Here is a 24,400-nt window from a genome sequence, read left to right as displayed (position 1 = left end):
GGCGCGTTCTGTTTCAGGACGTGCGCCTTAAGCGCCAATCCACGGCAAGCCGCGAAAACACCATCCCGAGACTGTCTTCCGATGCCCCTGGCCGTCCTTGTCGCCTTCGAAGCCTTCCAGCAGATCGAACGCCTTGGTGAAACCGGCCTGAGTCGCGGCGATCGCAGCGAGCTTCGAACGGGCGGCGCTACGGCACAGGAGCAACACCGGCGTATCGTTCGCGGCCACCTGACCCAGTTGCTCGAGGAATTCCTGATTCGGCACGGCGCCCGGATAACGGGTCCATTCGACATGTGCGTACTGGCCGTCGCCGATCACCGGCCGGCCGACCCAGTCCAGTTCTGCGCGCGTACGCACGTCGACGAGCCGGGTGCGCGGATCGAGTTGAAGAAGCTCGAAGGCCTCGGCGGGCGACAGCGCGCCCGCGTAGGGCAACTGGTTGTCGAGGCGGCGTTTTTCGGCCTGGGCATACAACTGTTCGAGCGTACTCATGACAGCAAGTCTCCTTCGGACCAAATGACCATTCTAGCGCGGCGGTCGGCTCGGCGGATTCATCGTACTTGCTGCGCGGCCTCGCTGCAGAGCAACGCGCAGTCGAAGATGTATTGCTCCAAAGTGGTGCAAAATACGGCGAACGCCCCAAGACGGGGATTCTGCCTTGAGGGCATTTCGGGATTGCCCCATGATGGTGCGAAGGTTTAAAGATTCGGGGCTCGTTCACCCTCTCCGGGGTGCGACGATTCCCCGCGAATGCGCGTGAAGATGGCCTCTGCGCCGGCTTGGCGCATATATGGCACAGAAGCTGCTTAATTGGTGGCCGATCGATTCGATCACCGGCTTTCGGCGTCTGATTTCGCGTGAGATCAATCCGAGGTAGACGTGCCGGGACGGGTCAGCTAGATTTGGGCGGCGGCTAAATCCGCCGAATTCGTTAATCAGGAGATAGGTTATGAGTAAATCCGTGGCCGACGTCATTCAGCTCGTCAAGGACGAGGACGTCAAGTTTGTCGACTTCCGTTTTACCGACACACGCGGCAAAGAACAGCACGTATCGGTGCCGGTGTCGGCATTCAGCGAGGACAAGTTCGAGAGCGGCCATGCGTTTGACGGTTCGTCGATTGCCGGATGGAAGGGTATCGAAGCGTCGGACATGCTGCTCGTGCCGGATGCCGATACGGCCTTCATCGACCCGTTCTACGAAGAGTCGACCCTCGTGCTGACTTGCGACGTCGTCGAACCGGCTGACGGCAAGGGCTACGAACGCGATCCGCGCTCGCTGGCAAAGCGCGCTGAAGCCTATCTGAAGAGCTCGGGTCTGGGCGACACGGCTTACTTCGGTCCGGAACCTGAATTCTTCATTTTCGACTCGGTCCAGTGGAACACGGACATGTCGGGCTGCTTCGTGAAGATCGGTTCGGAAGAAGCACCGTGGTCGTCGGGCAAGGAATTCGAAGGCGGCAACACGGGTCACCGCCCGGGCACGAAGGGTGGCTATTTCCCGGTTGCGCCGGTCGATTCGTTCCAGGACATCCGCTCGGAAATGTGTCTGCTGCTCGAACAGATCGGCATTCCGGTCGAAGTGCACCACCACGAAGTCGGCGGCATGGGCCAGAACGAAATCGGCACCAAGTTCTCGACGCTGGTGCAGCGCGCTGACTGGACGCAGCAACTGAAGTATGTCGTCCACAACGTCGCGCACACGTACGGCAAAACGGCCACCTTCATGCCGAAGCCGGTAGTCGGCGACAACGGTTCGGGTATGCACGTTCACCAGTCGATCTGGAAGGACGGTCAGAACCTGTTCGCAGGCAACGGTTACGCTGGCCTGTCGGAATTCGCACTGTTCTACATCGGCGGCATCATCAAGCACGCTCGCGCGCTGAACGCCATCACGAACCCGGGCACGAACTCGTACAAGCGTCTTGTGCCGCACTTCGAAGCACCGGTCAAGCTCGCTTACTCGGCGCGTAACCGCTCGGCTTCGATCCGTATTCCGCACGTGTCGAACCCGAAAGGACGCCGTATCGAAACGCGCTTCCCGGATCCGCTGGCCAACCCGTACCTGTGCTTCTCGGCACTGATGATGGCAGGTCTGGACGGCGTGCAGAACAAGATCCATCCGGGCGAAGCCGCCGACAAGAACCTGTACGACCTGCCGCCGGAAGAGGATGCAAAGATCCCGACCGTGTGTGCCGGCCTCGATCAGGCGCTGGAAGCGCTGCACGCCGATCGCGAGTTCCTGACGCGCGGTGGCGTGTTCACAGACGCGATGATCGACGCTTACCTGGAACTGAAGGAAGGCGAACTGCAACGTGTGCGTATGACCACGCACCCGGTCGAGTTCGAACTGTACTACTCGCTGTAAGTGGCGATGGCGCTTCGCCTCATGTGTGTGGCGAAGCGCGCGCCCGACGCTCGTGACTGATCGAATGCGGGTCACAAAGGGACGGCGGCGCCGTCCCTTTTTTTGTAGGCACCAGGAAACGTTTGCGAAGCGCGGGCGGTTTGCTGTACCACCATCTCTCATCGGCCAGACTGCAAGATGGTTCTGAAGAATCTGATCAAAGCTAGAAAAGGGCATGCCGAGCCGTTGTCCGAAAACGCGCAACTGGCGGATTCGGGGCTGCTGACGGGGTTTGAGGCGTTGCCGACGGTCGTGCTCGTGCTCGACAAACGCACGCTGCGGGTTGCGTATGCAAATCCATCCGCTGAAGCGATGCTCGATTTGTCGCGCCGCCAATTGACGCAGATGGCGTGGCCGGACATCTTCGCGAACTCGGACGAGTTGATCGCCACGGTCGCTTCGATTGCGGAACACCGTTTCCACGCGACGCACCTCGACGCGGTGCTCGAGCGTCAAGGCCACGAGCCGCTGCATGTGCATGCGATTGTGGGTTACCTGGACGGCGCGCCGGATTTTGTCTTGCTCGAGCTGTTCGAAAACGAACGCCACCTGCGCACCGACCGCGAAGAGCGTATCAACGATCTGACCGCGGTCAACAAGCAACTGATCCGCAATCTCGCGCATGAGATCAAGAATCCGCTGGGCGGCATTCGCGGTGCGGCGCAATTGCTCGAGTTCGAACTGGGTGTGCGCGAGCGCGACGAGTTGCGCGAGTACACCCAGGTCATCATCAAGGAATCGGACCGGCTGCAAACGCTGGTCGATCGGCTGCTGGAGCCGCACCGTCATCCGCACATCGTAGGCGACGTGAATATTCACGAAGTATGCGAACGCGTGCGCGCGGTGATTCTCGCGGAGTTTCCGCGCGGTCTCACCATCGAGCGCGATTATGACGTGAGCGTGCCCGATCTGCGCGGCGACAAGGAACAACTGATCCAGGCTGTGCTCAACATCGTGCGCAACGCGGCTGAAGCGTTGCGCGAACGGATTTCGCAAGGCGACGCGCGCATCGAATTGCGCACGCGCGTGGCACGCAAGATCACCATTGCGAAACGTCTATGTAAGCTGGCATTGGACTTGCATATCATCGACAACGGACCAGGCATTCCAGAAGACATCCGCGACCGCATTTTTTATCCGCTCGTTTCGGGGCGCGACGATGGAAGCGGTCTGGGTCTCACGCTCGCGCAGACTTTCGTGCAGCAGCACGATGGACTGATCGAAGTGGACAGCCGTCCGGGCCACACCGAGTTTCAGATTCTGCTGCCGCTCGACTGCTAATACCTCATGCGTCACAAGCGCACCTAAAGACTTCTGACCGACTATATGAAGCCGATCTGGATAGTAGACGACGATCAATCGATACGATGGGTACTCGAGAAGGCCCTCGCTCGCGAGAACTTCGCGACGCGCAGCTTTGCTAACGTGCGCGACGCAGCAGCCGCGCTCGATCACGACAGCCCGCAAGTGCTGGTCTCCGACATCCGCATGCCCGGCGGTTCGGGCCTTGAATTGCTGCAGACGGTGCGCGAAAAGGTGCCGGGCTTGCCCGTCATCATCATGACCGCGTTCTCGGATCTCGACAGCGCCGTGGCCGCGTTTCAGGGCGGTGCCTTCGAATACCTCGCCAAACCGTTCGACGTCGACAAGGCGGTCGAGCTGATTCGCCGCGCCGTCGACGAAAGCGTGCGCGGCGAACAGACGTGGGATGAACGCGTTGCCGATGCACCGGAAATGCTCGGCCAGGCGCCGGCGATGCAGGATATGTTTCGTGCCATCGGCCGCCTGTCCCATTCTGCGGCAACCGTGCTCATTACCGGCGAATCAGGCACCGGTAAGGAACTGGTCGCGCGCGCCTTGCACCGACATAGCCCACGCGCGAACGGTCCGTTCATCGCATTGAACACGGCGGCGATTCCGAAGGATCTGCTGGAGTCCGAACTATTCGGCCATGAGCGCGGCGCCTTTACCGGCGCGCAGGCGATGCGTCAGGGACGCTTCGAGCAGGCTGAGAATGGCACGCTGTTTCTCGACGAAATCGGCGACATGCCGTTTGATCTGCAGACACGTTTGCTGCGGGTGCTGTCCGATGGCCAGTTCTATCGCGTTGGGGGGCACAGCCCATTGCGCGCGAATGTGCGCGTGATTGCGGCTACGCACCAGAATCTCGAATCGCGGGTGCGTCAGGGTCTGTTCCGCGAAGACTTGTATCACCGGCTCAATGTGATCCGCTTGCGTCTGCCGGCGTTGCGCGAGCGCAGCGAAGACATTCCGCTCCTCACGCGCCATTTCTTGCAGAAAAGCGCGCGCGACCTCGGGGTCGAGCCGAAGCGGGTATCCGAGGAGGCGCTGACGTATCTTGCGTCGCTGCCCTTCCAGGGCAATGTGCGGCAACTCGAGAATCTTGCCAACTGGCTGACCGTGATGGCGCCGGCGCAGACTATCGAGATCAAGGATTTGCCGCCGGATCTGGTGCCGGCTCAGGCGGGCGCTTCGGAGATCGCAGCAGGTGGCGTGCTGGGCGGCGATCCGGCGAGTGGCATCGCGGGGCAGACGGCCGCGAACGGCGCAGCGCTGCCGTCGCATGTAGCCTCGATGCCCGGGATGCCGGTGGCGGTCGCTGTCAGTGCGTGGGAGAGCGGGTTGCGCACGGAAGTCGCCCGGATGCTGCGTGAGAACGCGCCCGATGTGATGGATGAGCTTGCACGACGCTTTGAGGCCGCAGTGATCCGCGAAGCGCTCGATTTCACCCGTGGCCGCAAGGTCGAAGCCGCCGAGCGGCTGGGCATTGGTCGCAATACCATTACGCGCAAGATTCAGGAACTCAACCTCGAACCTTGAGATGAGTTTGACTGGAGAAGGGATGGCGCCGGTTGGCGTCGTCCTTTCGGCATATAGCGTGTAGCGCGTCACAAGGCATAATCGTCGTTGTTCAGTTACGACGGTCTACCATGCCTGCTGCTTTCGCTTCGACTTCTCAGGGTTCCCCAACGTCCCCGGCATCCGCTGCATCCCCGGTTTCCGTTCACTGGCCTCAGTCTCCCGATCCTTTCCTGTCGCTCGAATCGCTCGACGATACTGCCGTGCTGGCCTGGGTCGAGCAGCAGAATGCCCGCACGCGTGCCGCATGGTGCAGCAGCGCGCGCTTCGAGACCCTCAGACAGCAACTGGCCGAGGCTTATTTGCCGCGCGAGCGGCCGGTGATCCCGGATCGCTGGCAAGACTGGGCCTACGACCTCTGGCAGGACGAACACAACCCCAAGGGCATCTGGCGGCGCACCTCATGGGCGAACTGGCGGGCGGGTACGCCGGCGTGGCAAAACCTGCTCGATTTCGATGCACTTGGGGCGGCCGAAGGCACGCCGTGGGTGTGCGTCGAACTGGACATTCTCTATCCCGATGGTGACCGTGCGCTCGTGACGCTGTCGCCGGGCGGTTCGGACGCCGTGGTGGTGCGGGAATTCGATATCGACGCGCAGCGTTTTCTGAGCGATGGCTTTGTCGTTGCCAAGGCCGGCAAGCACACGGTTTCGTGGATCGACCGCGACCACGTGTACCTGCGCTGGGACAAAGGCGGCAAGTCGTTGACGCGCTCGGGCTATCCGCGCGAAGTGCGGCGCTGGTCGCGCGGCACTTCGCTCGCCAAGGCACCGGTGGTGTTTCGCGGCGAGTTCGACGACATCAGTGTCGACGCGGACTACGATCCGATCGATCGGCGGCATACGGCGTCCCGCAGCGTCGACTTTTTCGATTCCGAAACCTTCTACCTCGATGCCGCCGGCGCGTGGCAGCGCTACGACGTCCCCACGCATGTGGGCGTGGGCGCGTGGGAAGGCTGGTTGCTGTTCGAGCCGCGCCTCGACTGGTCCCTGGAGGACGCACACTATCCGGGCGGCGCGCTGCTGGCGATTCGCGAGCGCGAATTTCTGGCGGGCGAACGTCGCTTCGTGCCGCTCTTTACGCCGAACACACAGACCTCGGCGTGCGACTGGACTCACACGCGACATCATCTGATCGTCTCGTATCTGGATGACGTGCAGAGCAAGACAGTTCTCTGGCAACCGCAGCAGAGCGAGGACGGTGCATGGGAGTGGCACTCGCGCGCGTTTCCGGCGCGCGCGAGCTCGCAGGTGGACGTGTCGCCCATCGAACCGACGCTCAATGACGAGGTGTATGTCGATGTCGACGATTACCTGCTGCCGTCCGAATACTGGCTTGCCGATCTGGCGCGCGACGATCTCGCCGAATGGGAATTGCTCGACCGGTGGCCGACCCAGTTCGACGCGACGCCTTATACGGTCAAGCGAGGCCACGCGCAATCCGCCGACGGCACACGTGTGCCGTACACGGTGATCGGTCCGCGCGCGCTGCTCGAAACGGCATCGCATGCGGGCGGCTCAGCACAGGCTCGTCCGTGTCTGTTGACTGGCTACGGAGGCTTCGCCATTCCGCTCACGCCGAGCTATCTGACCGGACCTGGGATTGGCTGGCTCGCACAGGGCGGCGTGTTTGTAGTCGCACATATTCGCGGCGGTGGCGAGTTCGGCACCGAATGGCATCGCGCGGCACAAGCGGAAAACCGGCAGCGCTCCTTCGACGATTTCATCGCGGTTGGCGAGGCGCTCATCGCCGATGGCGTGACCACGGCCGCGCAACTGGGCATCAGGGGCGGCAGCAACGGCGGCTTGCTGGTGGCGGCGTGCATGGTGCAGCGCCCCGATCTTTTCGGTGCGGTGGTGTGCGAAGTGCCGCTGCTCGATATGAGCCGCTATCACCTGCTGCATGCTGGCGCATCATGGATCGACGAGTATGGCGATCCCGACGAGCCGGACGAGGCCCGCGTGCTCGCAGCCTACTCGCCGTATCACCACGTGAGCGCCGGGGTGCAGTATCCGCCGGTGCTGTTCACGACCTCGACGAGCGACGATCGGGTCCATCCGGGACACGCGCGCAAGATGGTGGCACGCATGCAGGCGCTGGGGGCAGAGCGCGTGTGGTATCGGGAGGATACGGACGGCGGGCATGGCGGCGGCTCGGATGAACTGGAGCAGGCCGTCCACGATGCGATGGAGTATGACTTCCTGTGGACCTGTCTGGGCGGCACAGAGGCCGCCTAGACTCAGTTAATCTGCGCAACCACGGGTGCGTGGTCCGACGGTTGTTCCCACTTGCGCGGTACCTTGTCGATATCGCAGGACGTGCAGACTTCAGCAAGCGGCTGTGACAGCAGGATGTGATCGATGCGCAGCCCCGCATTGCGGCGAAACGCCATCATGCGGTAGTCCCACCACGAGAAGATTTTCTCCGGATGATCGAACTGGCGGAACGCATCGACGAGTCCCAGTCCGATCAGGCGCACGAATTCGGCGCGCTCTTCCGGCGAGACGAGGTTCTGTCCTTCCCAGGCCTTCGGGTCGTGGACGTCGCGATCTTCCGGGGCGATGTTGTAGTCGCCGAGCAGCGCGAGCTTCGGATGCTGCGCGAGTTCGCCAATGAGCCAGTCGTGCAGCGCCGCGAGCCAGCCCAGCTTGTAGGCGAACTTCTCGCTGCCCGGCGCCTGCCCGTTCGGGAAGTAGGCGGAGATGATCCGCACGCCTTCGATCGTCGCGGTGATCACGCGTTGCTGCGGGTCCTCATGGCCCGGGATATTGCGCACGATCGTGCTTTCATCGACGTTCAAACCGTCGCGCACGAGGATGCCCACGCCGTTATAAGTCTTCTGGCCGGCGAACCAGCTTCGGTAGCCTTTTGCCTCGAATTCGGCGCGCGGGAACTTGTCGTCGGTCAGCTTGAGTTCCTGCAGACAGAGCACGTCGACCTGACTCGTTTCGAGCCAGTCCATCACGTGCTGCTGGCGGACTTTCAGTGAATTGACGTTCCAGGTGGCGATTTTCATTGGCGATGTCGATGCTCGAAAGAGGAGTGGGGCGGCAACTGGGGCCATTTCGGTACTGTTGACCGAGATGATAACCGTCTCATTCGCAATCGGAAAATCCCAGTCGCAGCGTTGAGTCAGCCTCTTCGCTGATACTGTCGTTATCCTAATCAATTGATCGAAACGGAACGTGGGACGTTCTCTTCCGCCGGGCATTTTTTCCGGCCCGCCGGAACCGCGTCGCCGTTGCAGTTTCACAACATCGATCTGCCACGCTTGACGAGGCCGCAACCCTCGCCAGGACTGGGGTTCGCGCCTGTCGCCAAACCCTCAGACCAGACACCCGATTGCGCCCAGCGATGACCTGGGTAGGATGCATCAAGCGCAGCAATCTTCGCGCGACGTGTGTTTGTGCCGCGACCTGGTCGCGGCTTTTTTTTTAGCTGTCCGGCGGCTCTTCGCAGTGTTCGTCCACCCACGCCTTAGCGCACGCGCTGGCGAATTCGATGGCCTCGTGCTCGTCGACGAAACCCTGGGCGAAGATCATGTCATGTGTTTCGGGGACGCCGGCTTCGAGCCCGGGCGGTAACTCGATGCGCGCGTTGCCGACAATCTCGCCGTTTTCAATGCCGGCTGAGACGTGGATCGTGCATGACTTGTACGCGCATTCCATAGGTGTTGCTCCACAGCGAAAGTTGATCGGATCGTCGCCATCTTTTGTCCGACGTGACGAGCAAGCGTCGAGCCTGACCCCGTGAATTTTTCGTGGCGCCTGCCAACGAACGTGCGATTGAAAACCTTACGCTACCGCCGCGCACGAAGCGCTACATCAGGCGTTGCCGTTCAATCTGAATTGGCGCGCGGGCACGAGCCGAGGAACTCCCTGATTAACCCGATCAGCCGATCGTGGTCGCAAGGTTTCACGAAGTACGCATCGAAGCCGCAGCTTTCGGCCCGCTGCCATTCGGAATGGGTCGAGAATCCGGTATGGGCGATCAGCAACATCTCCTGTGCCTCGTCGCGCAACGTGGTGGCGGTGTCCCAGCCATTGCCGATACGCATCGACAGGTCGAGGATCGCCACCGCCGGCTGGGCCGCCCGCGCCAGGCGCAGCGCTTCCTGTCCGCTATAGGCCGTCAATACCTCGAAACCGGCAAGCCGGAGAACCTGCGCCGCGGACTGGCACGCGAGCTGGTCGTCGTCGGCGATCATCAATAGATGGTTCTGCAAAGACGCGGGGCGCGGCATACGCCACACCGTGACTTTCGGCGCCGGTGCAAATGGGTCCATGTGTCCTCCTCCAGATCAATTCGGCAGAGCAACGCGCGTTCCTCGCTGTTGCGTGCCGGTTGTATGCGTTGTTGCGTGGCCGGTCGCGCGCGCCGTGAGTGGATTGTGCCGCAAGAGCATGGCAGCCCGCTGACGCGCTGCCAGCGTCAAGCCGCCGCGGGGTCGGACAGGAAAATAAATACCGGGGCGCTCCCTGGCGGGGCGTATAGTGAGACGATATTCATGAACCGGGGAATTGCCATGGCTGAACTGTACCCAGCGCTCTATAAGGACTTCGAAGTGCACCCGCTGGTTTTCTCGCGGGAGTTCGACAAGTTCGACGGCCACAAGCGGCACGCCGAGGGCTACGACGTTGCGGTGCGCGTGTGTCGGCCAGGGGCAATCAGCGGTTCGAAGGCGAGCCGCGTGTTTCGTCTCGTGCGGCCTGCCACGTTCTCCGATTTCGGCATCGCCAAGCGCAGCGCGAGCCAGTACGGCGCAGACATCATTGACGGCAAAGTGGAAGGGGCGTCAGTCGCCGATCTTTGACGTCAAGAAAATAATCCACCCGATTGTTTGACGATATGCCGACATCTCTATACAATCCGTTTCCTCTGACGCGGGGTGGAGCAGTCTGGCAGCTCGTCGGGCTCATAACCCGAAGGTCGTAGGTTCAAATCCTACCCCCGCAACCAAGCATCATGGAAAGCCCGCTGGCGTAAGCCACGCGGGCTTTTTTCATTGGATGGCGGCGGTAGCTGCTGGATGTTATGTTCGATCAGCGATTGAGACCATTACGGAATCCTTAGGACTTTTTATTTGCTCGGCGCGCGGGTTCACAACGGACAAGGGGCTGCCCGCATGCCCAACTGACCGGGGCGAATCCGTCATGGGTTCTGAAAGGAACCAAAGGTACTATTCGCCGCTTGCGGGTTGTGCGTCCGGCCAGGGTGTACGGTCCCGAGGCAACCCTGGTTTCGAGGAAGTTGAAATGGCGACATATATCCTGTTGGGCGGTGGTTTCGGGCTGGCTCTTGCAATTGCCATATGGGGCATCTGGAAGCTCCGGTAGGGCGGTTTTCGAACCCGTTTCCCCACAATCCCATCATCGCCGCATAATATTTTCATCGCGTTGTATCAAGAACCTGCTAGAAGCTAGATATTCCGCTGGTGCGAGGGCCGTATTTGCGTCAGTCGCCAATATGGTCAGGCATGCCGTTAATTTCAATTAACTTACGACACCCTATGTCCTCATCTGTCACCAGTCCCTCGTCCCATACAGCCGCCGCCGCGCCCAGTCTCGTGCTTGGCGCCATCGGCGTCGTGTTCGGCGACATCGGCACAAGCCCGCTGTACACATTGCGCGAATGTCTGAAGGCTGCGGGCGGCATCAACCAGACGAATGTGTTCGGCATCGTCTCGCTGATTCTCTGGTCGATCATCATGGTGGTCACGCTCAAGTACGTGAGCTTCGTGATGCGCGCCGACAACGACGGCGAAGGCGGCATTCTCGCCCTGACCGCGTTGGCCTCGCGTGTCGCGCCGGCGCGGCTGTCCCAGGTGCTGCTGACGCTCGGCGTATTCGGTGCCGCGATGTTCTATGGCGACTCGATGATCACGCCGGCCATTTCGGTGATCTCGGCGGTGGAAGGCGTCACGCTGGTCGACCCCAAACTGACCGCGTGGATCGTGCCGATCTCACTGGTCATCCTGACAGGTCTCTTCAAGCTGCAAAAGCGCGGCACGGGGACGGTCGGCAAGGTGTTCGGCCCAATCATGATCGTCTGGTTTGTCACGCTGGCCGCGTTGGGGCTGCTGCACATCGTGACCGGCCCGGGCATTATCAAGGCGGTTTCGCCGCTGTACGCCGTGACGTTCGTGACGCGCGCGCCCGGCACGGCATTCGTGGTGCTGGGTTCGGTGTTCCTTGCGCTGACGGGGGGCGAGGCGCTCTATGCCGACATGGGGCACTTCGGCAAGAAGCCGATTCGCCTTGCCTGGCTGTTGCTGGTGCTGCCTAGCCTGATTCTCAACTACTTCGGTCAGGGTGCACTGGTACTGGCGCGGCCCTCGACCATCGAGCAGCCGTTCTTCGAGTCCGCGCCCGGCTGGGCGCTCGTGCCGCTGGTTGTGCTGGCCACGTTCGCCACCATCATCGCCTCCCAGGCGGTGATTTCCGGCGCGTTCTCGATGACCAAGCAGGCGGTTCAGCTCGGCTTCCTGCCGCGCATCCCCGTCGTCCATACGTCGACGCACGAAGTCGGGCAGGTCTACGTGCCGTTCATCAACGTGTCGCTGTACGCCGCGGTGGTGTTCCTCGTGGTGTTCTTCAAATCTTCGGACAACCTGGCTGCGGCGTACGGGATTGCCGTTGCCTCGACCATGCTGCTGACTACGCTGCTGATGTATTTCATCACCCACTCCCTGTGGAAGTGGAGTCCGCTCGCCACCTTCGTGGTGATCGGACCGCTGGCGCTGGTCGATGCGGTGTTCGTCTCGAGTAACGTCAGCAAGGTCGCTGAAGGCGGCTGGTTCCCGCTGCTGGCGGGTGGCGTGCTGTTCACGGTGATGACCACCTGGCACCGCGGCCGCGAGCTGGTGGTCGAGCGCATGAAGACCGACAATATTCCGCTCGCCGGTCTGATCCAGTCGCTGTGCGGCGGCTCGCATCCGCCGCCGCGCGTTGAAGGCACGGCGGTCTTCCCGGGGGGCGTGGCCGGCATGACACCCTCTGCGTTCATGCACAACCTGAAGCACAACCGCGTCATGCACGGGACCAACATCTTCATGGCCGGCATGACCGAGAACGTTCCGCACGTGCACGACGAGGAGAAAATCACCGTCGAGAACATGGGTTATGGCTGCTATGCGGTCAACGTGCGCCATGGCTTCATGGAGATCCCGAACGTGCCGGCGGTTTTGTTGCTGGTCGCCAAGGCGATCCCCGACTGGGAATACGAGCCGGCGGACACCTCGTTCTTCCTTGCCCGCGATACGGTGCTTGCCACCGGCGAGAGCAAGGAAATGGCGCTGTGGCGCGAGAAGCTGTTTGCGTTCCTCGGCCGCAATGCGGCGCAGGCGGCCGAGTACTACAGCTTGCCGGCGAACCGTGTGGTCGAACTGGGCGGACAGATCAATCTGTAGGTTGGGACGAAGGCGGGGCAGGCCGGTTGGTCTTTCGAACCGGCGCCCCTCGCTCTTGCGGAATCCTTTCTGTTTTTGAGCGCCTGAAAGGCAGACGACGAGCAGTGTTGCGTCTTCTGAAGCCACTGCGCAACACAATCCTGTTGAGTTGGCATTGCCTGGCGAATCAAGTTGACTTCCAGGTCTCAAAATGTCTAGAATTCGGCCGTTATCACAAATGGGGCAAACGCCTTGGACAGTAGCAGTAGTCGATCTTCGATCGGATTTGCCGCCTGATTGGCAGGACGCCCGCGCTGTAATTCTCTAGCCGCCGTCATGCCAGCAGGCAGACGGTGCGCGCCGTAGTAAATCTCTCCGTGCACCTCAAATAGCGCCGTACGAACGCAGCGTTGTCGCGCGTTTGCATGGCACCGTGTCGCGAGCGCCGCTCGTGGCTGCGTTTGCGCGCGCCTGCTTATGGGCTCCCGCTACGCATGTTTTTGAAGGAGCACCCCGTGCCAGACCCTGACAGTTGTCCCTTATGCCGCTATGACTTCCCTTTGTCTAAAGGAAGCGAGTAGAACTTCTGGGCCGCGCCGCTGATGCGCAGGCGCTCCGGGTCTGCTGGCTTCCATTGAATGCGTTAAGCCAACGCTCGGAGCAATACCATGAATTTCGGCCTCCTCCTGTCGCAACTCCCGCATGTCCAGGAAGCGCGCGTCCACTACGACGCCATGCTTTCGCTGCAAGCCCGCGGACCGCATAAGTTAGTCGTGCTCTGGCACAGCCTGAAGTCCCTGTTTTCCTGATTCTTTTGCTCCTGCGCCATCTGCAGGGGCGTTTCGTCGTTCGCGATGAGACGCCCCTGCGGAGGGTGCTGACGTGTGCTGTCCTTGTTCGAGACGCCAGATGAATTTCAGTTTCAATCTAAACCGCACCGCTAATGCGTCCGCCTGGCGCTTGCTGCCCAACGGCTGGGACTTCGTCGCCTTTCCGCTGATCATCTGCGTGATCGCCTTCACGGCGATTGGCTTTCACCAGACGCTCGCGCCGATGTCGACGCTCAAGACCCAGGTGATCTCGCTCGACCCGTCGAGCCTGCCCGAATACGCGTTGCGCACCACGTTGCGCATGCTGGCGGCGATGGCGGCGTCGCTGGCGTTCACGCTGATCTACGGCACGATTGCTTCCAAGAGCCGCCGCGCCGAAAAAGTGCTGGTGCCGATTCTCGACATCCTGCAGTCGGTGCCGGTGCTCGGCTTTATTTCGTTCACGGTGACGTTCTTCATCGGGCTTTTTCCGGGGCGGGTGCTGGGCGCCGAACTCGCGGCGATCTTCGCGATCTTTACGAGCCAGGCCTGGAACATGACGTTCAGCTTCTACCAGTCGCTGCGCTCGGTACCGCGCGATCTGGACGAGGTCTCGCGCGGCTTTCACCTGACCGGCTGGCAGCGCTTCTGGAAGCTCGAAGTACCGTTCTCGATGCCCGGCCTCATCTGGAACATGATGATGTCGATGTCGGGCGGCTGGTTCTTCGTGGTGGCCTCCGAAGCGATCACGGTGGGCAACAACACGATCACGCTGCCGGGGATCGGCGCCTACCTGGCGCAGGCGATCGCGGACAAGAACATGCATGCGATCGGTTGGGTCATTCTGACCATGACGATCGTGATCATCGCGTACGACCAGTTGCTGTTCCGTCCGCTCGTCGCGTGGGCCGACAAGTTCCGCATGGAAACGACCAGTTCGGGTAACGCGCCGGAGTCCTGGCTGCTCGACCTCGTGCGCCGCACCCGTCTGATTCACCGCGGCCTCGTGCCGATGGGCAAGCTGTTCGCCAATACGGCGCGTATGCCAATGCGTCTGCCAAGCTTGGGGCAACTCAAGTTCAGCATGCCGCGCCGCCAGAAGTCGTCGCGCCTGGGCGACATCATCTGGGGCGTCCTCGTGATTCTCCTGACGCTCTACGTCGTCTATCGCGTCGTCGCCTATGTGCGGACCGGCGTCACGCTTGATGAAGTGGGCCATGTCTTCGTGCTCGGCCTGATCACGCTGCTGCGCGTGGCGCTGCTGATCGCGATCTCGTCGGCGATCTGGGTGCCGATCGGCGTGCTGATCGGGCTGCGTCCGGCGCTGGCCGAGAAGATCCAGCCGCTCGCGCAGTTCCTCGCCGCGTTCCCGGCCAATCTGCTGTTCCCGGTGTTCGTGATCGTGATCGTGCGCTTCCATCTGAACCCGGATATCTGGCTGTCGCCGCTGATCGTGCTGGGTACCCAGTGGTACATCCTGTTCAACGTGATTGCAGGGGCGAGCGCCTATCCGAACGACTATCGCGAAGTCTCGAAGAACTTCAGCATTCGCGGCTGGCAGTGGTGGCGCAAGGCGATGCTGCCTGGAATTTTCCCGTACTACGTGACGGGCGCAATTACCGCTTCGGGTGGCGCGTGGAATGCGAGCATCGTGGCCGAGTATGTGCAGTGGGGCGATACCAAGGTGGTGGCCCACGGGCTGGGCTCGTATATCGCGCAGACCACGGCGGCGGGCGACTTCCCGAAGATCATTCTCGGCATTGCGGTGATGTCGCTGTTCGTGACGTTGTTCAACCGCACGTTGTGGCGTCCGATGTACGCCTATGCCGAATCCAAACTGCGGCTCGACTGAGCGCCCCTATAACTGACGTTTCGCCTCGGCCCTTTGAAGGGGCTTAAAAAAGCAGGGCGACCCGGTGTTTTATTGTGAGAGTGACCACCATGCTAAATCCTAAAATCGTCTCGGCCGATCTGTTTCCGACGCCGCCGCAGACTCAGATCCCGGCCACGCCTGCACGCCTTGGCGCAGAAGTGCTGCGCGTCACCGACGTGAGCCGCGGCTTCGACAAGAACCAGGACGAATTGCTGGTGCTCGACGGGGTGAACCTGTCGCTGCGCGAAGGCGAGATCGTCGGCATGCTGGGCCGCTCGGGCTCGGGCAAGTCGACGCTGCTGCGTATCATCGCCGGTCTGATCGAACCGACCAGCGGCGATGTGAACTATCTCGGCAAGCCGCTTAGCGGTCCCGCCAAGGGCGTGGCGATGGTGTTCCAGACCTTTGCGCTGTTCCCCTGGCTCACGGTTCTGCAGAACGTGGAAGCGGGTCTGGAAGCGCAGGGCGTCGGTGCTCGCGAGCGCCGCGAACGCGCGCTGGCGGCGATCGATCTGATCGGTCTGGACGGTTTTGAGAACGCCTATCCGCGCGAACTGTCGGGCGGCATGCGGCAACGCGTGGGCTTCGCCCGCGCACTGGTGGTCGACCCGACGCTGCTGCTGATGGATGAGCCGTTCTCGGCGCTCGACGTGCTGACCGCCGAAACGCTGCGTACCGACTTGCTGGACTTGTGGACCCAGGGCCGTATGCCGATCAAGTCAGTCCTGATCGTCACGCACAACATCGAAGAAGCGGTGTTCATGTGCGACCGGATTCTGGTGCTGTCGTCGAACCCGGGCAAAGTGGTGGCCGAGATCAAAGTGCCGTTTGCGCATCCGCGTAACCGTCTCGATCCGGCGTTCCGCAAACTCGTGGACGAGATCTACGCAAAGATGACCGCGCGTCAGGCTGGTGAGTCGACCAGGAAGGGCCTGGAGCTGGGAAGCTTGTTGCCGCATGTGTCGACCAACCTGATGGCGGGTCTGATCGAAATGCTGGCCATGGCGCCTTACCACGGCCGTGCGGACATGCCGGAAATTGCCCGTTCGCTGCATCTCGAAGTGGACGATCTGTTCCCGGTCGCCGAAATGCTGCAGCACCTGGGCTTCGCCGAAGTCCGCGAAGGCGACATTCTGTTGACGCCGCCTGCACGCGTGTTCGCTGAACTCGGCACGCAGGAGCGCAAGCTGATGTTCGCCGAGCATCTGCTGCGCCACGTGCCACTTGCGAGCCGGATCAAGACGGTGCTCAACGAACGTCCGGGGCATCGTGCGCCGCGTGTGCGTTTCGAACAGGAACTGGAAGACTTCCTGACGGACAGCGCGGCCGAAGAGACGCTCGACGCGGTGATCAACTGGGGCCGCTATGGCGAGATCTTCTCGTACAACGACCAGACCGAACTGTTCAGTCTGGAGGACGTGGAGGCCTGAGCGCGGTTATCCGGTTATTGAAGAACGCAGCGGCATCAGCGTGCCGCTGCGCGCCGAGCGTCCGCCTCGATCGCCCAGTCGACCGCAGCCTGCGCATGCAGCGCTGTGGTATCGAACACCGGCAACGCGGCATGCTCCGGCTTGATCAGGAGCGTGATCTCCGTGCAGCCGAGAATCACCGCCTGCGCCCCGCGGGTGGCCAGGTCCTCGATCACGCGCTGATAGACGCGCCGTGATTCCTCGTGGACCACGCCATGGCATAACTCGTCGTAAATGATGCGATGCACTTCCGCGCGATCGGCTTCGTTCGGCGTCAGCATTTCGAGTGCGTAGCGGTCGTTCAGGCGTCCCGTGTAAAACGTCTGCTCCATCGTATAGCGCGTGCCGAGCAACCCCACACGCTCGACGCCAGCCTCGCGCAAAGCGCTGCCGGTCGGGTCGGCGATATGCAAGAAGGGAATCAAGATGGCCTGTTCGATCGACTCGTACACCCGATGCATCGTATTGGTGGCGAGGATCACGAGGTCCGCGCCGCCGTGTTCGAGTTGCTGCGCGGCGTCGGCCATCTGCGTACCGAGCGCGGCCCAGTCGCCGGCGCGCTGGAGCGCTTCCACTTCGGCGAAGTCAACGGTCAGCAAGACGCTGCGAGCATTGTGGTGGCCGCCGAGCCGCGCCTTTGCGTGGCGGTTGAGCAGCCGGTAATACTCGCTGGATGACTCCCAGCTCATGCCGCCGATGATGCCGATCGTTTTCATATCCCTGTCCTGCCGATGCGTATGGGTGAGCGACGAGTATAGGCCGGGCGGGGCGCTGGAAAGCGGTACGGATCGGCGCGCTGGCGCCGGTACGGTGGGAGTTGCGGCGGCGGATTCGTGCCTCTGGCCTGACTGATCCTAAGCCTTCGGCAGGGTGGATTTTTTGCCGCGCGACTTGCGTGGCTTCGGTTCGACGCCGATCCGCGGATCGCGGGCGAGCACGAGCGCCGTCACCTCGTCGACGGTGGTTTCGAACGCCGGATCATCCTGGGCGACATAGAGCCACTTTCCCAGCACCGGGTGTGGCTGCAAGGCGGGCAGCTCCTGCATCAGCGCGGCGTGCCTGTCCTGCGAGGAGCACACCAGCAGGCCGTTCCACGGCCGGTCGCGATCGCCCGCGACCAGACACAACAGGCCGTCGATATAAGCGGCGTCCAGGCCGAACATCCGCTTGGTGATAAAGGTCGAATCGCGCTCGAAGGCGTCGAAGATCCAGAGTAGCGAGTTGCGGATGGAAGAGGGCATGGGCGTAACAATCCGTGAGCTTCTTGATAATACTACTGTATTTTTGTACAGTATATGCATCTTGAACCAGCTCGACACTCCTCCGGCGGATTCGCCCTCGCCGCCGCCCTCGCCCTTGCGCAAGATCATCCATTGCGACTGCGACTGTTTCTACGCATCGGTCGAAATGCGCGACGACCCCTCCTTGCGCGGCCGGCCGCTGGCTGTGGGCGGGCGGCCCGATCATCGCGGCGTGGTGGCCACCTGCAACTACGAGGCGCGGCGCTTCGGCGTGCATTCGGCCATGTCGTCGGCAATGGCGTTGCGCAAGTGTCCCGATTTGCTGCTCATCCCGCCCACCATGGAGAAATACCGCATCGCCTCGCGCCAGATCATGGCGATCTACCGCGATTACGCGGTCGAGGTCGAACCGCTGTCGCTCGACGAAGCTTATCTGGACGTCACCCACACCGAGAGCTGTAAAGGCAGCGCCACGCTGATGGCCAACGAGATCCGCAAGCGTGTCCGCGAGACGGTCGGCGTGACGGTGTCGGCAGGCGTGGCGCCCAACAAGTTCGTCGCCAAGATCGCCTCCGACTGGAACAAGCCCGACGGTCTTTATGTGGTGCGGCCGCACGAGGTTGACGCGTTCGTCGCCGCATTGCCGGTGCGCAAGATTTTCGGCGTGGGCAAGGTGACGGCGGCGAAGCTCGAAAAGCTCGGGCTCGTGACATGCGCCCAGTTGCGCGAGTGGCCGCTCGTCGATTTGCATCGTCAGTTCGGCGTGTTCGGCAGGCGGCTCTACGAGTTGTCGCGCGGCATCGACGATCGGCCCGTGCGCTCGGACCGGGAGCGCAAATCGGTGAGCGTGGAGACGACTTACGTCACGGATCTGCGCACGCTCGAAGAGTGCGCGGCGGAACTGCGGCGTCTGGCCGAACAACTGGACGTACGGATTGCGCGCGCCGAGGCGGCAGCGGCCGTGCGCAAGCTGTTCGTGAAGATCCGCTTCGCCGATTTTCAGCGCACTACGGTCGAATGTGTCGGCGAGGTTACCCATCTGCCGACCTTTCTCGCATTGCTGGAAAAGGGCTTTGCGCGCCGCAACCAGGCGGTGCGGCTGCTGGGTGTGGGCGTGCGGCTCGAGGAAGAGCATCTTGCCCAGCACGGGCAGTTTGAGCTGTTCGATGAAGAGCCGGCGGATGAGCTCATCGAAGCGCCGGAGCAAGCGCCTCCGCACGATTCTGCCGAATAGTCGTCCAGTTGTCGTTTAGTCGCCCCCCAAGGCCTTTCTGACGCCGATAGAATCGATGGCAGTCAAAGGAGCGAGACATGGACCTGATCATCCGCCGTGCCAGCCTGCCGCGTAGTGCCTCCGAATATAGAGAGCCGGTCGATATCGGCATCGAGGCGGGGCGCATCATCGCGGTCGAACCGCATCTTGCGGCGAGCGCCCCAGAAGAAATCGACGCCGCCGGTTCGCTCGTTACGCCGCCGTTCGTCGACCCGCATTTTCATATGGACGCGACGCTGTCCTACGGTCTGCCGCGCGTCAATGCGTCCGGCACGCTGCTCGAAGGCATTGCGCTGTGGGGCGAACTGAAACCTCAGTTGACCCAGGAGGCTCTGATCGAGCGCGCGCTGCAGTACTGCGACTGGGCGGTGGCGCGCGGTCTGCTGGCGATTCGCAGCCATGTCGACGTGTGCGATCCGAGCCTGCTGGCCGTCGAAGCGTTGCTCGAGGTCAAGCGGCGCGTCGCGCCGTACCTCGACCTGCAACTGGTTGCCTTTCCGCAAGACGGGGTTTTGCGCAGCGCGGGTGCCTTCGACAATCTGAAGCGAGCAATTGCGCTCGGTGTCGATGTGGTCGGCGGCATCCCGCACTTCGAGCGGACCATGGCGGATGGCGCGGAGTCGGTGCGCATGCTGTGCGAGTACGCGGCAGAGCAGGGCTTGCGCGTGGACATGCATTGCGACGAATCGGACGACCCGCTTTCGCGTCACATCGAAACGTTGGCTGCGCAGACGCACAGGCTTGGTTTGCAGGGACGCGTGACGGGTTCGCATCTGACCTCGATGCATTCGATGGACAACTACTACGTCAGCAAGCTCTTGCCGCTGATGCGCGATTCGGGCGTGGCGGCGATCGCTAATCCGCTCATCAACATCACCTTGCAAGGCCGCAGCGATACCTATCCGAAGCGCCGCGGCATGACGCGTGTGCCGGAGATGATGGCTGCGGGTATCACGGTGGCATTCGGCCACGACTGCGTGATGGACCCGTGGTACAGCCTGGGTTCGGGCGATATGCTCGAGGTGGCCCACATGGGGCTGCACGTCGCACAGATGACCGGCGTTGACGCGATGCATGCGTGCTTCGACGCGGTGACGGTAAATGCAGCGCGGATTCTCGGGCTCGAAGGTTATGGCATCGCGCCGGGATGCGAGGCGAATCTCGTGTTACTCGATGCGCGCGATCCGGTCGAAGCCATCCGTCTGCGCGCGGCGCGGCTGGCGGTGGTGCGGCGTGGCAAGGTGGTGGCCCGCTCGCCCGCTGCGCGGGCGACGCTTGCGCTCGATGGTCGACCGGGGGAGGTCGATTTCAAGCTGCGGCGTGAGTAACGTTAGCGTGGGTAACGTCAACGTGAGTAACGGTCATAACAGGTAACGCTGGCGATACGGGCAATACCCGCAATAAAAAACCGGTGCCTGCGTGAGTGAGCAGGGCACCGGTTTTTTCCAGAAGCCGCGCCAATAGGCGCGCAAAGCTCAATGCGTCGTAGCCGGCGTCATACCGTTATGACGCAACAGCGCGTCGATATTCGGCTCACGGCCGCGGAACGCCTTGAACGATTCCATCGCAGGACGGCTGCCGCCCACCTCAAGAATCTCCTTGCGATAGCGCGTGCCGGTGGCCGCATCGAGCACGCTGCCGCTCGCCGCCTGAGCCGCTTCTTCGAACGCGGCATAGGCATCGGCCGACAGCACTTCGGCCCACTTGTAGCTGTAGTAGCCCGCCGCATAACCGCCGGCGAAGATGTGGCTGAACGTGTTCGGCCAGCGCGAGAACGCCGCTTGCGGCACCACGTGGAAGCGCTCGTTGATCTCACGGGCGAGATCGTTGGCGCTCAGCGAACCGGTCGCATCGAAATCCGTATGCAGCTTCATGTCGAACATCGAGAACACGATTTGCCGCAGCGTGCCGAGGCCGCTCTGGAAATTCTTCGCGGCCAGCATCTTGTCGAACAGATCGCGCGGCAGCGGCTTGGCGGTCTCGACATGCGAGCTCATATCGCTCAGCACGTCCCACTCCCAGCAGAAGTTTTCCATGAACTGCGACGGCAGTTCGACCGCGTCCCACTCAACGCCGTTGATGCCCGACACGGCTAGCTCATCGACCTGCGTGAGCATGTGATGCAGACCATGGCCGAACTCGTGGAACAGCGTGATCACTTCGTCATGCGTGAAGCAGGCCGGCTTGCCGCCGACCGGTGCCGAGAAGTTGCAGGTCAGATACGCGACCGGCGTTTGCACGCCGCCCTGCGCATGCTTGTGACGGGCCCGCGCATCGTCCATCCACGCGCCGCCGCGCTTGCCTTCGCGCGCATACAGATCGAGGTAGAACTGCGCGACCAGACCGCCGTCCTGATTCTCGACGCGGAAAAAGCGCACATCCGGATGCCATACGGCCGCTTCATCGCGACGGATCTTCACGCCGAAGAGCGTCTCCGTGACCTTGAACAGGCCCTTGAACACGGTGTCTTCCGGGAAATACTGTTTGACCTCGTTTTCCGAGAACGAATAGCGCTTCTGACGCAGACGTTCCGCGGCGAAGATCATGTCCCACGGTTGCAGTTCGGTCAAACCAAGCTCGTTGGCGGCGAATTCGCGCAGTTCTTTCCAGTCCTGCTCGGCATGCGGACGGGCACGCGTGGCGAGGTCTTCGAGGAAGGCCATCACTTGCGCGGGGGACTCGGCCATCTTCGGCGCCAGCGAGACCTCGGCGAAGTTGTGATAGCCAAGCATGTGCGCTTCTTCGGCGCGCAGCTTCAGTTGCTCGGCGATGTTCGCCGTGTTGTCCCACTCGGCCTTGCCGCCGCCGTAGGTGCCGCCCAGTTCCGAGGCGCGCGTGACGTAGGCGCGGTACATCGTCTCGCGCATCGCGCGGTTTTCCGCGTATTGCATGACCGGGAAGTACGACGGGAAATGCAACGTGAATTTCCAGCCGCTTTTGCCGTCGCGTTCGGCCGCTTCTTCTGCGCCTTCGATCACATCTTCCGGCAGACCTGCCAGTTGTGCCTTGTCGTCGACGAGGTAGGCGTAGGCGTTGGTGGCGTCCAGCACGTGATCGGAGAACGACTTCGACAGACTGGCCTGGCGTTCCTGCAATTCAGCGAAGTGCGGTTTCTGGTCTTCGGGCAGTTCCGCACCCGACAGGCGGAAATCGCGCAGGGCGTTCTGCAGGATCTTCTTGCGTTCGCCGGTGAGCGAGCCGAAGTCGCTGCTGGCGGCGAGCGTCTTGTACTTTTCGAATAGCGCAAGGTTTTGCCCGACGCTCGACCAGAATTCTGTGACGCGCGGCAGATTCTCGCCATAGGCGGCGCGCAGCTCAGGTGTGTCCGCGACAGCGTTCAGGTGACCGATGACGCCCCAGGCGCGCGACAGCGGCTCCGTTACGCGCTCTACCGGCTCGACCACGTCGGACCAGGAAGCGGGCGTGATCGGTTCCGCGGCGCGCTCGACGGCGGCAGTCGCGTTGGCAAGCAGGACGTCGAGAGCGGGGGTGACGTGTTCGGGGCGGATGTCGCCAAAGCGCGGCAGGTCGGAGAAATCGAGGAGCGGGTTGTCGTGTGTGGGTTGGTTGGTGGACATAAGGCTTCCTGTCTGACGCGAGTGAATAGGCTAGGCGCGAGTATGCGGACGCGGCTCGTGGCGGCGCCCGATATCGACATTATTGGGGCAGCGGGCTGCGATTCCAATTGGCTACGGCACAAATTATCAGAAGTTCGTCTTTCGTGTATCTGTTGCGATATTTGTGCCAGAGCGTTTGGGACGGAGGTGGCTGTCGTGCGCGGCTTGGTGGGTTTTCGTGCGCTCCACCGGTCTGTACGAAAGCGAACGGTCAGGTTTGTTGCTTTGCGGCATGGTGCGATGAAGTGGCCGACAGGAGAACGCCAGATGAATCCGCTTTCGCATGCCTTATCGCGTAACGAGAACAACTTCGGCCTCGTGCGTCTCCTTGCGGCCATTGCCGTCGTCTACGGGTACTCGTACCTGCTTCAGCAGCCGGACGGCAGCACCGACTGGGTCCCGAACGCGCTCGGTTTCGACGGTTTGATCGCATTCGGGATCTACGCATTTTTTCTGCTGAGCGGCATGCTGGTGACGGCCAGTTTCGACCGGCAGCGCTCGGCACCGCGCTTCGCGGTACTGCGCATCGCACGTATCTGGCCGGCTGTGGCTGCCGGTTCGCTGGTGACGGTCTTCGTCATCGGGCCGCTCTTCACCACGCTGCCGCTGCGCGAATATTTCGCCTCCGGCGTGACATGGGCCAACCTCGACAATTTCTCGACGCTCGTGCTGAACGGCAGCTGGGCCGTGCCCGGCGTGTTCGAGCATAACCGCTGGCTGAACGAAGTCAGCGCGCCGCTGTGGACGCTGCCGCTCGCGGTGCGCTGCTATCTGATCGTGCTGTTCACGGGGCTCGTGGGCTTGCTGTCGAACCGTTGGGGTGTGGTGCTTGCCGCCGCGCTGGGGTTGGCGGCATTCGTGCTGCGCGTGCATCTGGTGCCGCATCTGCACCTCGAGCTGCGCGACTTCTCCGCAAAGACGCCCGGCTATTCGTTCTGGCCCGAGCCGTTCTTTTTCATCGGCATGCTGCTGTACGGCTGGCGCGAGGACATCGAGCTTCATGGCCTCGCTGCGCTTGGTCTCGTGATGGTGTTTCTGGTGTTCCGCGACACGGCTGCCGCGCAACCGCTGTTCTATCTGGCCTTCGTGTACGGCGTGCTGTGGGTCGGCACGACGCCGCTGCTGCGCCGCCTCACGCCACGCAACGATTACTCGTACGGCATCTATCTGTACGGCTTCATGATGCAGCAATGTGTGGCGAGTCTCGCGCCACGTCTGAGTCATCAGACGGCAACGTTGGTTGCCGCGCCCTTCATCCTGCTTTGCGCAGTGCTCTCGTGGCGCTTTGTGGAGCGGCCGGTACTGGTGTGGTGCCACCGGCGTCTGGCGCGTACACCGGGCGCAGTTGGGGCGGCGGCAGCCAATTCGGCCGCGCGTTAGATACGGGTGCGGGCAAATGCGGGCGAGCGCGAGCTGATGATACGGCTCGCGCCCGCGCCGCAAGCAC

The 24,400-nt window shown here is 62.2% G+C and carries 19 protein-coding genes and 1 tRNA gene; 13 read left to right on the top strand and 7 right to left on the bottom strand.

From position 1 onward, the window contains the following. Positions 1-27 precede the first annotated feature (27 nt). The gene (locus P3T20_RS14770; RefSeq protein ID WP_074264127.1) at positions 28-492 is read right to left on the bottom strand and encodes a rhodanese-like domain-containing protein; all 465 of its coding nucleotides are present in this window, start codon (positions 490-492) and stop codon (positions 28-30) included. Between the two features lie 457 nt (positions 493-949). Here P3T20_RS14770 and glnA point away from each other — a divergent pair, with 457 nt between their 5' ends. The 4 genes from glnA (at position 950) to P3T20_RS14750 (ending at position 7,521) form a co-directional block, all read left to right on the top strand. Next, a complete protein-coding gene (gene glnA / locus P3T20_RS14765) occupies positions 950-2,365 on the top strand; it encodes a type I glutamate--ammonia ligase (protein WP_074264128.1) in 1,416 nt (471 codons plus the stop codon). A 177-nt stretch (positions 2,366-2,542) separates the two neighbouring features. Continuing rightward, complete coding sequence (glnL, locus tag P3T20_RS14760) at positions 2,543-3,685, top strand: nitrogen regulation protein NR(II) (protein WP_074264129.1); 1,143 nt, start codon at positions 2,543-2,545, stop codon at positions 3,683-3,685. 45 nt (positions 3,686-3,730) lie between these two features. Then, on the top strand, positions 3,731-5,245 hold the full coding sequence (gene ntrC, locus P3T20_RS14755) for a nitrogen regulation protein NR(I) (protein ID WP_074264130.1): 1,515 nt from the start codon (positions 3,731-3,733) through the stop codon (positions 5,243-5,245). A 110-nt stretch (positions 5,246-5,355) separates the two neighbouring features. Beyond that, entirely contained in the window at positions 5,356-7,521 is a 2,166-nt protein-coding gene (locus P3T20_RS14750; protein WP_074264131.1) for a prolyl oligopeptidase family serine peptidase, read from the top strand. Positions 7,522-7,523: 2 nt separating this feature from the next. On the opposite strand, the gene xth is transcribed toward P3T20_RS14750, so the two are convergent. The 3 genes from xth to P3T20_RS14735 all read right to left on the bottom strand — a co-directional run bounded on the left by xth (position 7,524) and on the right by P3T20_RS14735 (position 9,527). Further along, the gene (gene xth / locus P3T20_RS14745) at positions 7,524-8,300 is read right to left on the bottom strand and encodes an exodeoxyribonuclease III (RefSeq protein ID WP_074264132.1); all 777 of its coding nucleotides are present in this window, start codon (positions 8,298-8,300) and stop codon (positions 7,524-7,526) included. Positions 8,301-8,718: 418 nt separating this feature from the next. Then, positions 8,719-8,952 carry a hypothetical protein gene (locus P3T20_RS14740; protein ID WP_074264133.1) on the bottom strand — a complete coding sequence of 78 codons (234 nt, stop codon included), beginning with the start codon at positions 8,950-8,952 and terminating at the stop codon, positions 8,719-8,721. Positions 8,953-9,122: 170 nt separating this feature from the next. Next, on the bottom strand, positions 9,123-9,527 hold the full coding sequence (locus tag P3T20_RS14735; RefSeq protein WP_429287158.1) for a response regulator: 405 nt from the start codon (positions 9,525-9,527) through the stop codon (positions 9,123-9,125). 282 nt (positions 9,528-9,809) lie between these two features. On the opposite strand from P3T20_RS14735, the gene P3T20_RS14730 reads away from it, so the two are divergent. The 6 genes from P3T20_RS14730 (at position 9,810) to P3T20_RS14705 (ending at position 16,783) form a co-directional block, all read left to right on the top strand. Further along, entirely contained in the window at positions 9,810-10,097 is a 288-nt protein-coding gene (locus tag P3T20_RS14730; RefSeq protein WP_074264134.1) for a hypothetical protein, read from the top strand. Between the two features lie 69 nt (positions 10,098-10,166). Next, positions 10,167-10,243, top strand: a tRNA-Met gene (locus tag P3T20_RS14725). Between the two features lie 550 nt (positions 10,244-10,793). Further along, on the top strand, positions 10,794-12,692 hold the full coding sequence (locus P3T20_RS14720; RefSeq protein ID WP_074264135.1) for a potassium transporter Kup: 1,899 nt from the start codon (positions 10,794-10,796) through the stop codon (positions 12,690-12,692). Between the two features lie 647 nt (positions 12,693-13,339). Next, complete coding sequence (locus P3T20_RS14715) at positions 13,340-13,480, top strand: hypothetical protein (protein WP_166660733.1); 141 nt, start codon at positions 13,340-13,342, stop codon at positions 13,478-13,480. Between the two features lie 100 nt (positions 13,481-13,580). Further along, positions 13,581-15,332 carry an ABC transporter permease gene (locus P3T20_RS14710; RefSeq protein ID WP_074264136.1) on the top strand — a complete coding sequence of 584 codons (1,752 nt, stop codon included), beginning with the start codon at positions 13,581-13,583 and terminating at the stop codon, positions 15,330-15,332. Between the two features lie 89 nt (positions 15,333-15,421). Further along, entirely contained in the window at positions 15,422-16,783 is a 1,362-nt protein-coding gene (locus tag P3T20_RS14705) for an AAA-associated domain-containing protein (protein WP_074264137.1), read from the top strand. A 35-nt stretch (positions 16,784-16,818) separates the two neighbouring features. On the opposite strand, the gene P3T20_RS14700 is transcribed toward P3T20_RS14705, so the two are convergent. Further along, positions 16,819-17,538 carry an aspartate/glutamate racemase family protein gene (locus tag P3T20_RS14700; protein ID WP_074264138.1) on the bottom strand — a complete coding sequence of 240 codons (720 nt, stop codon included), beginning with the start codon at positions 17,536-17,538 and terminating at the stop codon, positions 16,819-16,821. A gap of 138 nt (positions 17,539-17,676) precedes the next feature. Continuing rightward, complete coding sequence (locus tag P3T20_RS14695; protein WP_074264139.1) at positions 17,677-18,063, bottom strand: hypothetical protein; 387 nt, start codon at positions 18,061-18,063, stop codon at positions 17,677-17,679. Here P3T20_RS14695 and dinB point away from each other — a divergent pair. Together dinB and P3T20_RS14685 are read left to right on the top strand one after the other, a co-directional pair. Beyond that, on the top strand, positions 18,050-19,297 hold the full coding sequence (gene dinB, locus P3T20_RS14690; RefSeq protein WP_429287157.1) for a DNA polymerase IV: 1,248 nt from the start codon (positions 18,050-18,052) through the stop codon (positions 19,295-19,297). The genes P3T20_RS14695 and dinB overlap by 14 nt on opposite strands. A gap of 77 nt (positions 19,298-19,374) precedes the next feature. Then, the gene (locus tag P3T20_RS14685) at positions 19,375-20,664 is read left to right on the top strand and encodes an amidohydrolase family protein (RefSeq protein ID WP_074264141.1); all 1,290 of its coding nucleotides are present in this window, start codon (positions 19,375-19,377) and stop codon (positions 20,662-20,664) included. Between the two features lie 147 nt (positions 20,665-20,811). Here the strand turns inward: P3T20_RS14685 and P3T20_RS14680 are convergent, their stop codons facing one another. Further along, positions 20,812-22,914 carry a M3 family metallopeptidase gene (locus P3T20_RS14680; RefSeq protein ID WP_429287156.1) on the bottom strand — a complete coding sequence of 701 codons (2,103 nt, stop codon included), beginning with the start codon at positions 22,912-22,914 and terminating at the stop codon, positions 20,812-20,814. 306 nt (positions 22,915-23,220) lie between these two features. Here P3T20_RS14680 and P3T20_RS14675 point away from each other — a divergent pair, with 306 nt between their 5' ends. Continuing rightward, positions 23,221-24,333, top strand: a complete 1,113-nt coding sequence (locus P3T20_RS14675) for an acyltransferase family protein (protein WP_074264143.1) — start codon at positions 23,221-23,223, stop codon at positions 24,331-24,333. Positions 24,334-24,400: the final 67 nt, after the last annotated feature.

The organism is Paraburkholderia sp. GAS206C, assembly GCF_050435645.1.
Classification (GTDB): domain Bacteria; phylum Pseudomonadota; class Gammaproteobacteria; order Burkholderiales; family Burkholderiaceae; genus Paraburkholderia; species Paraburkholderia phenazinium_B.
This window is presented reverse-complemented; position numbering and strand designations above follow the sequence as displayed.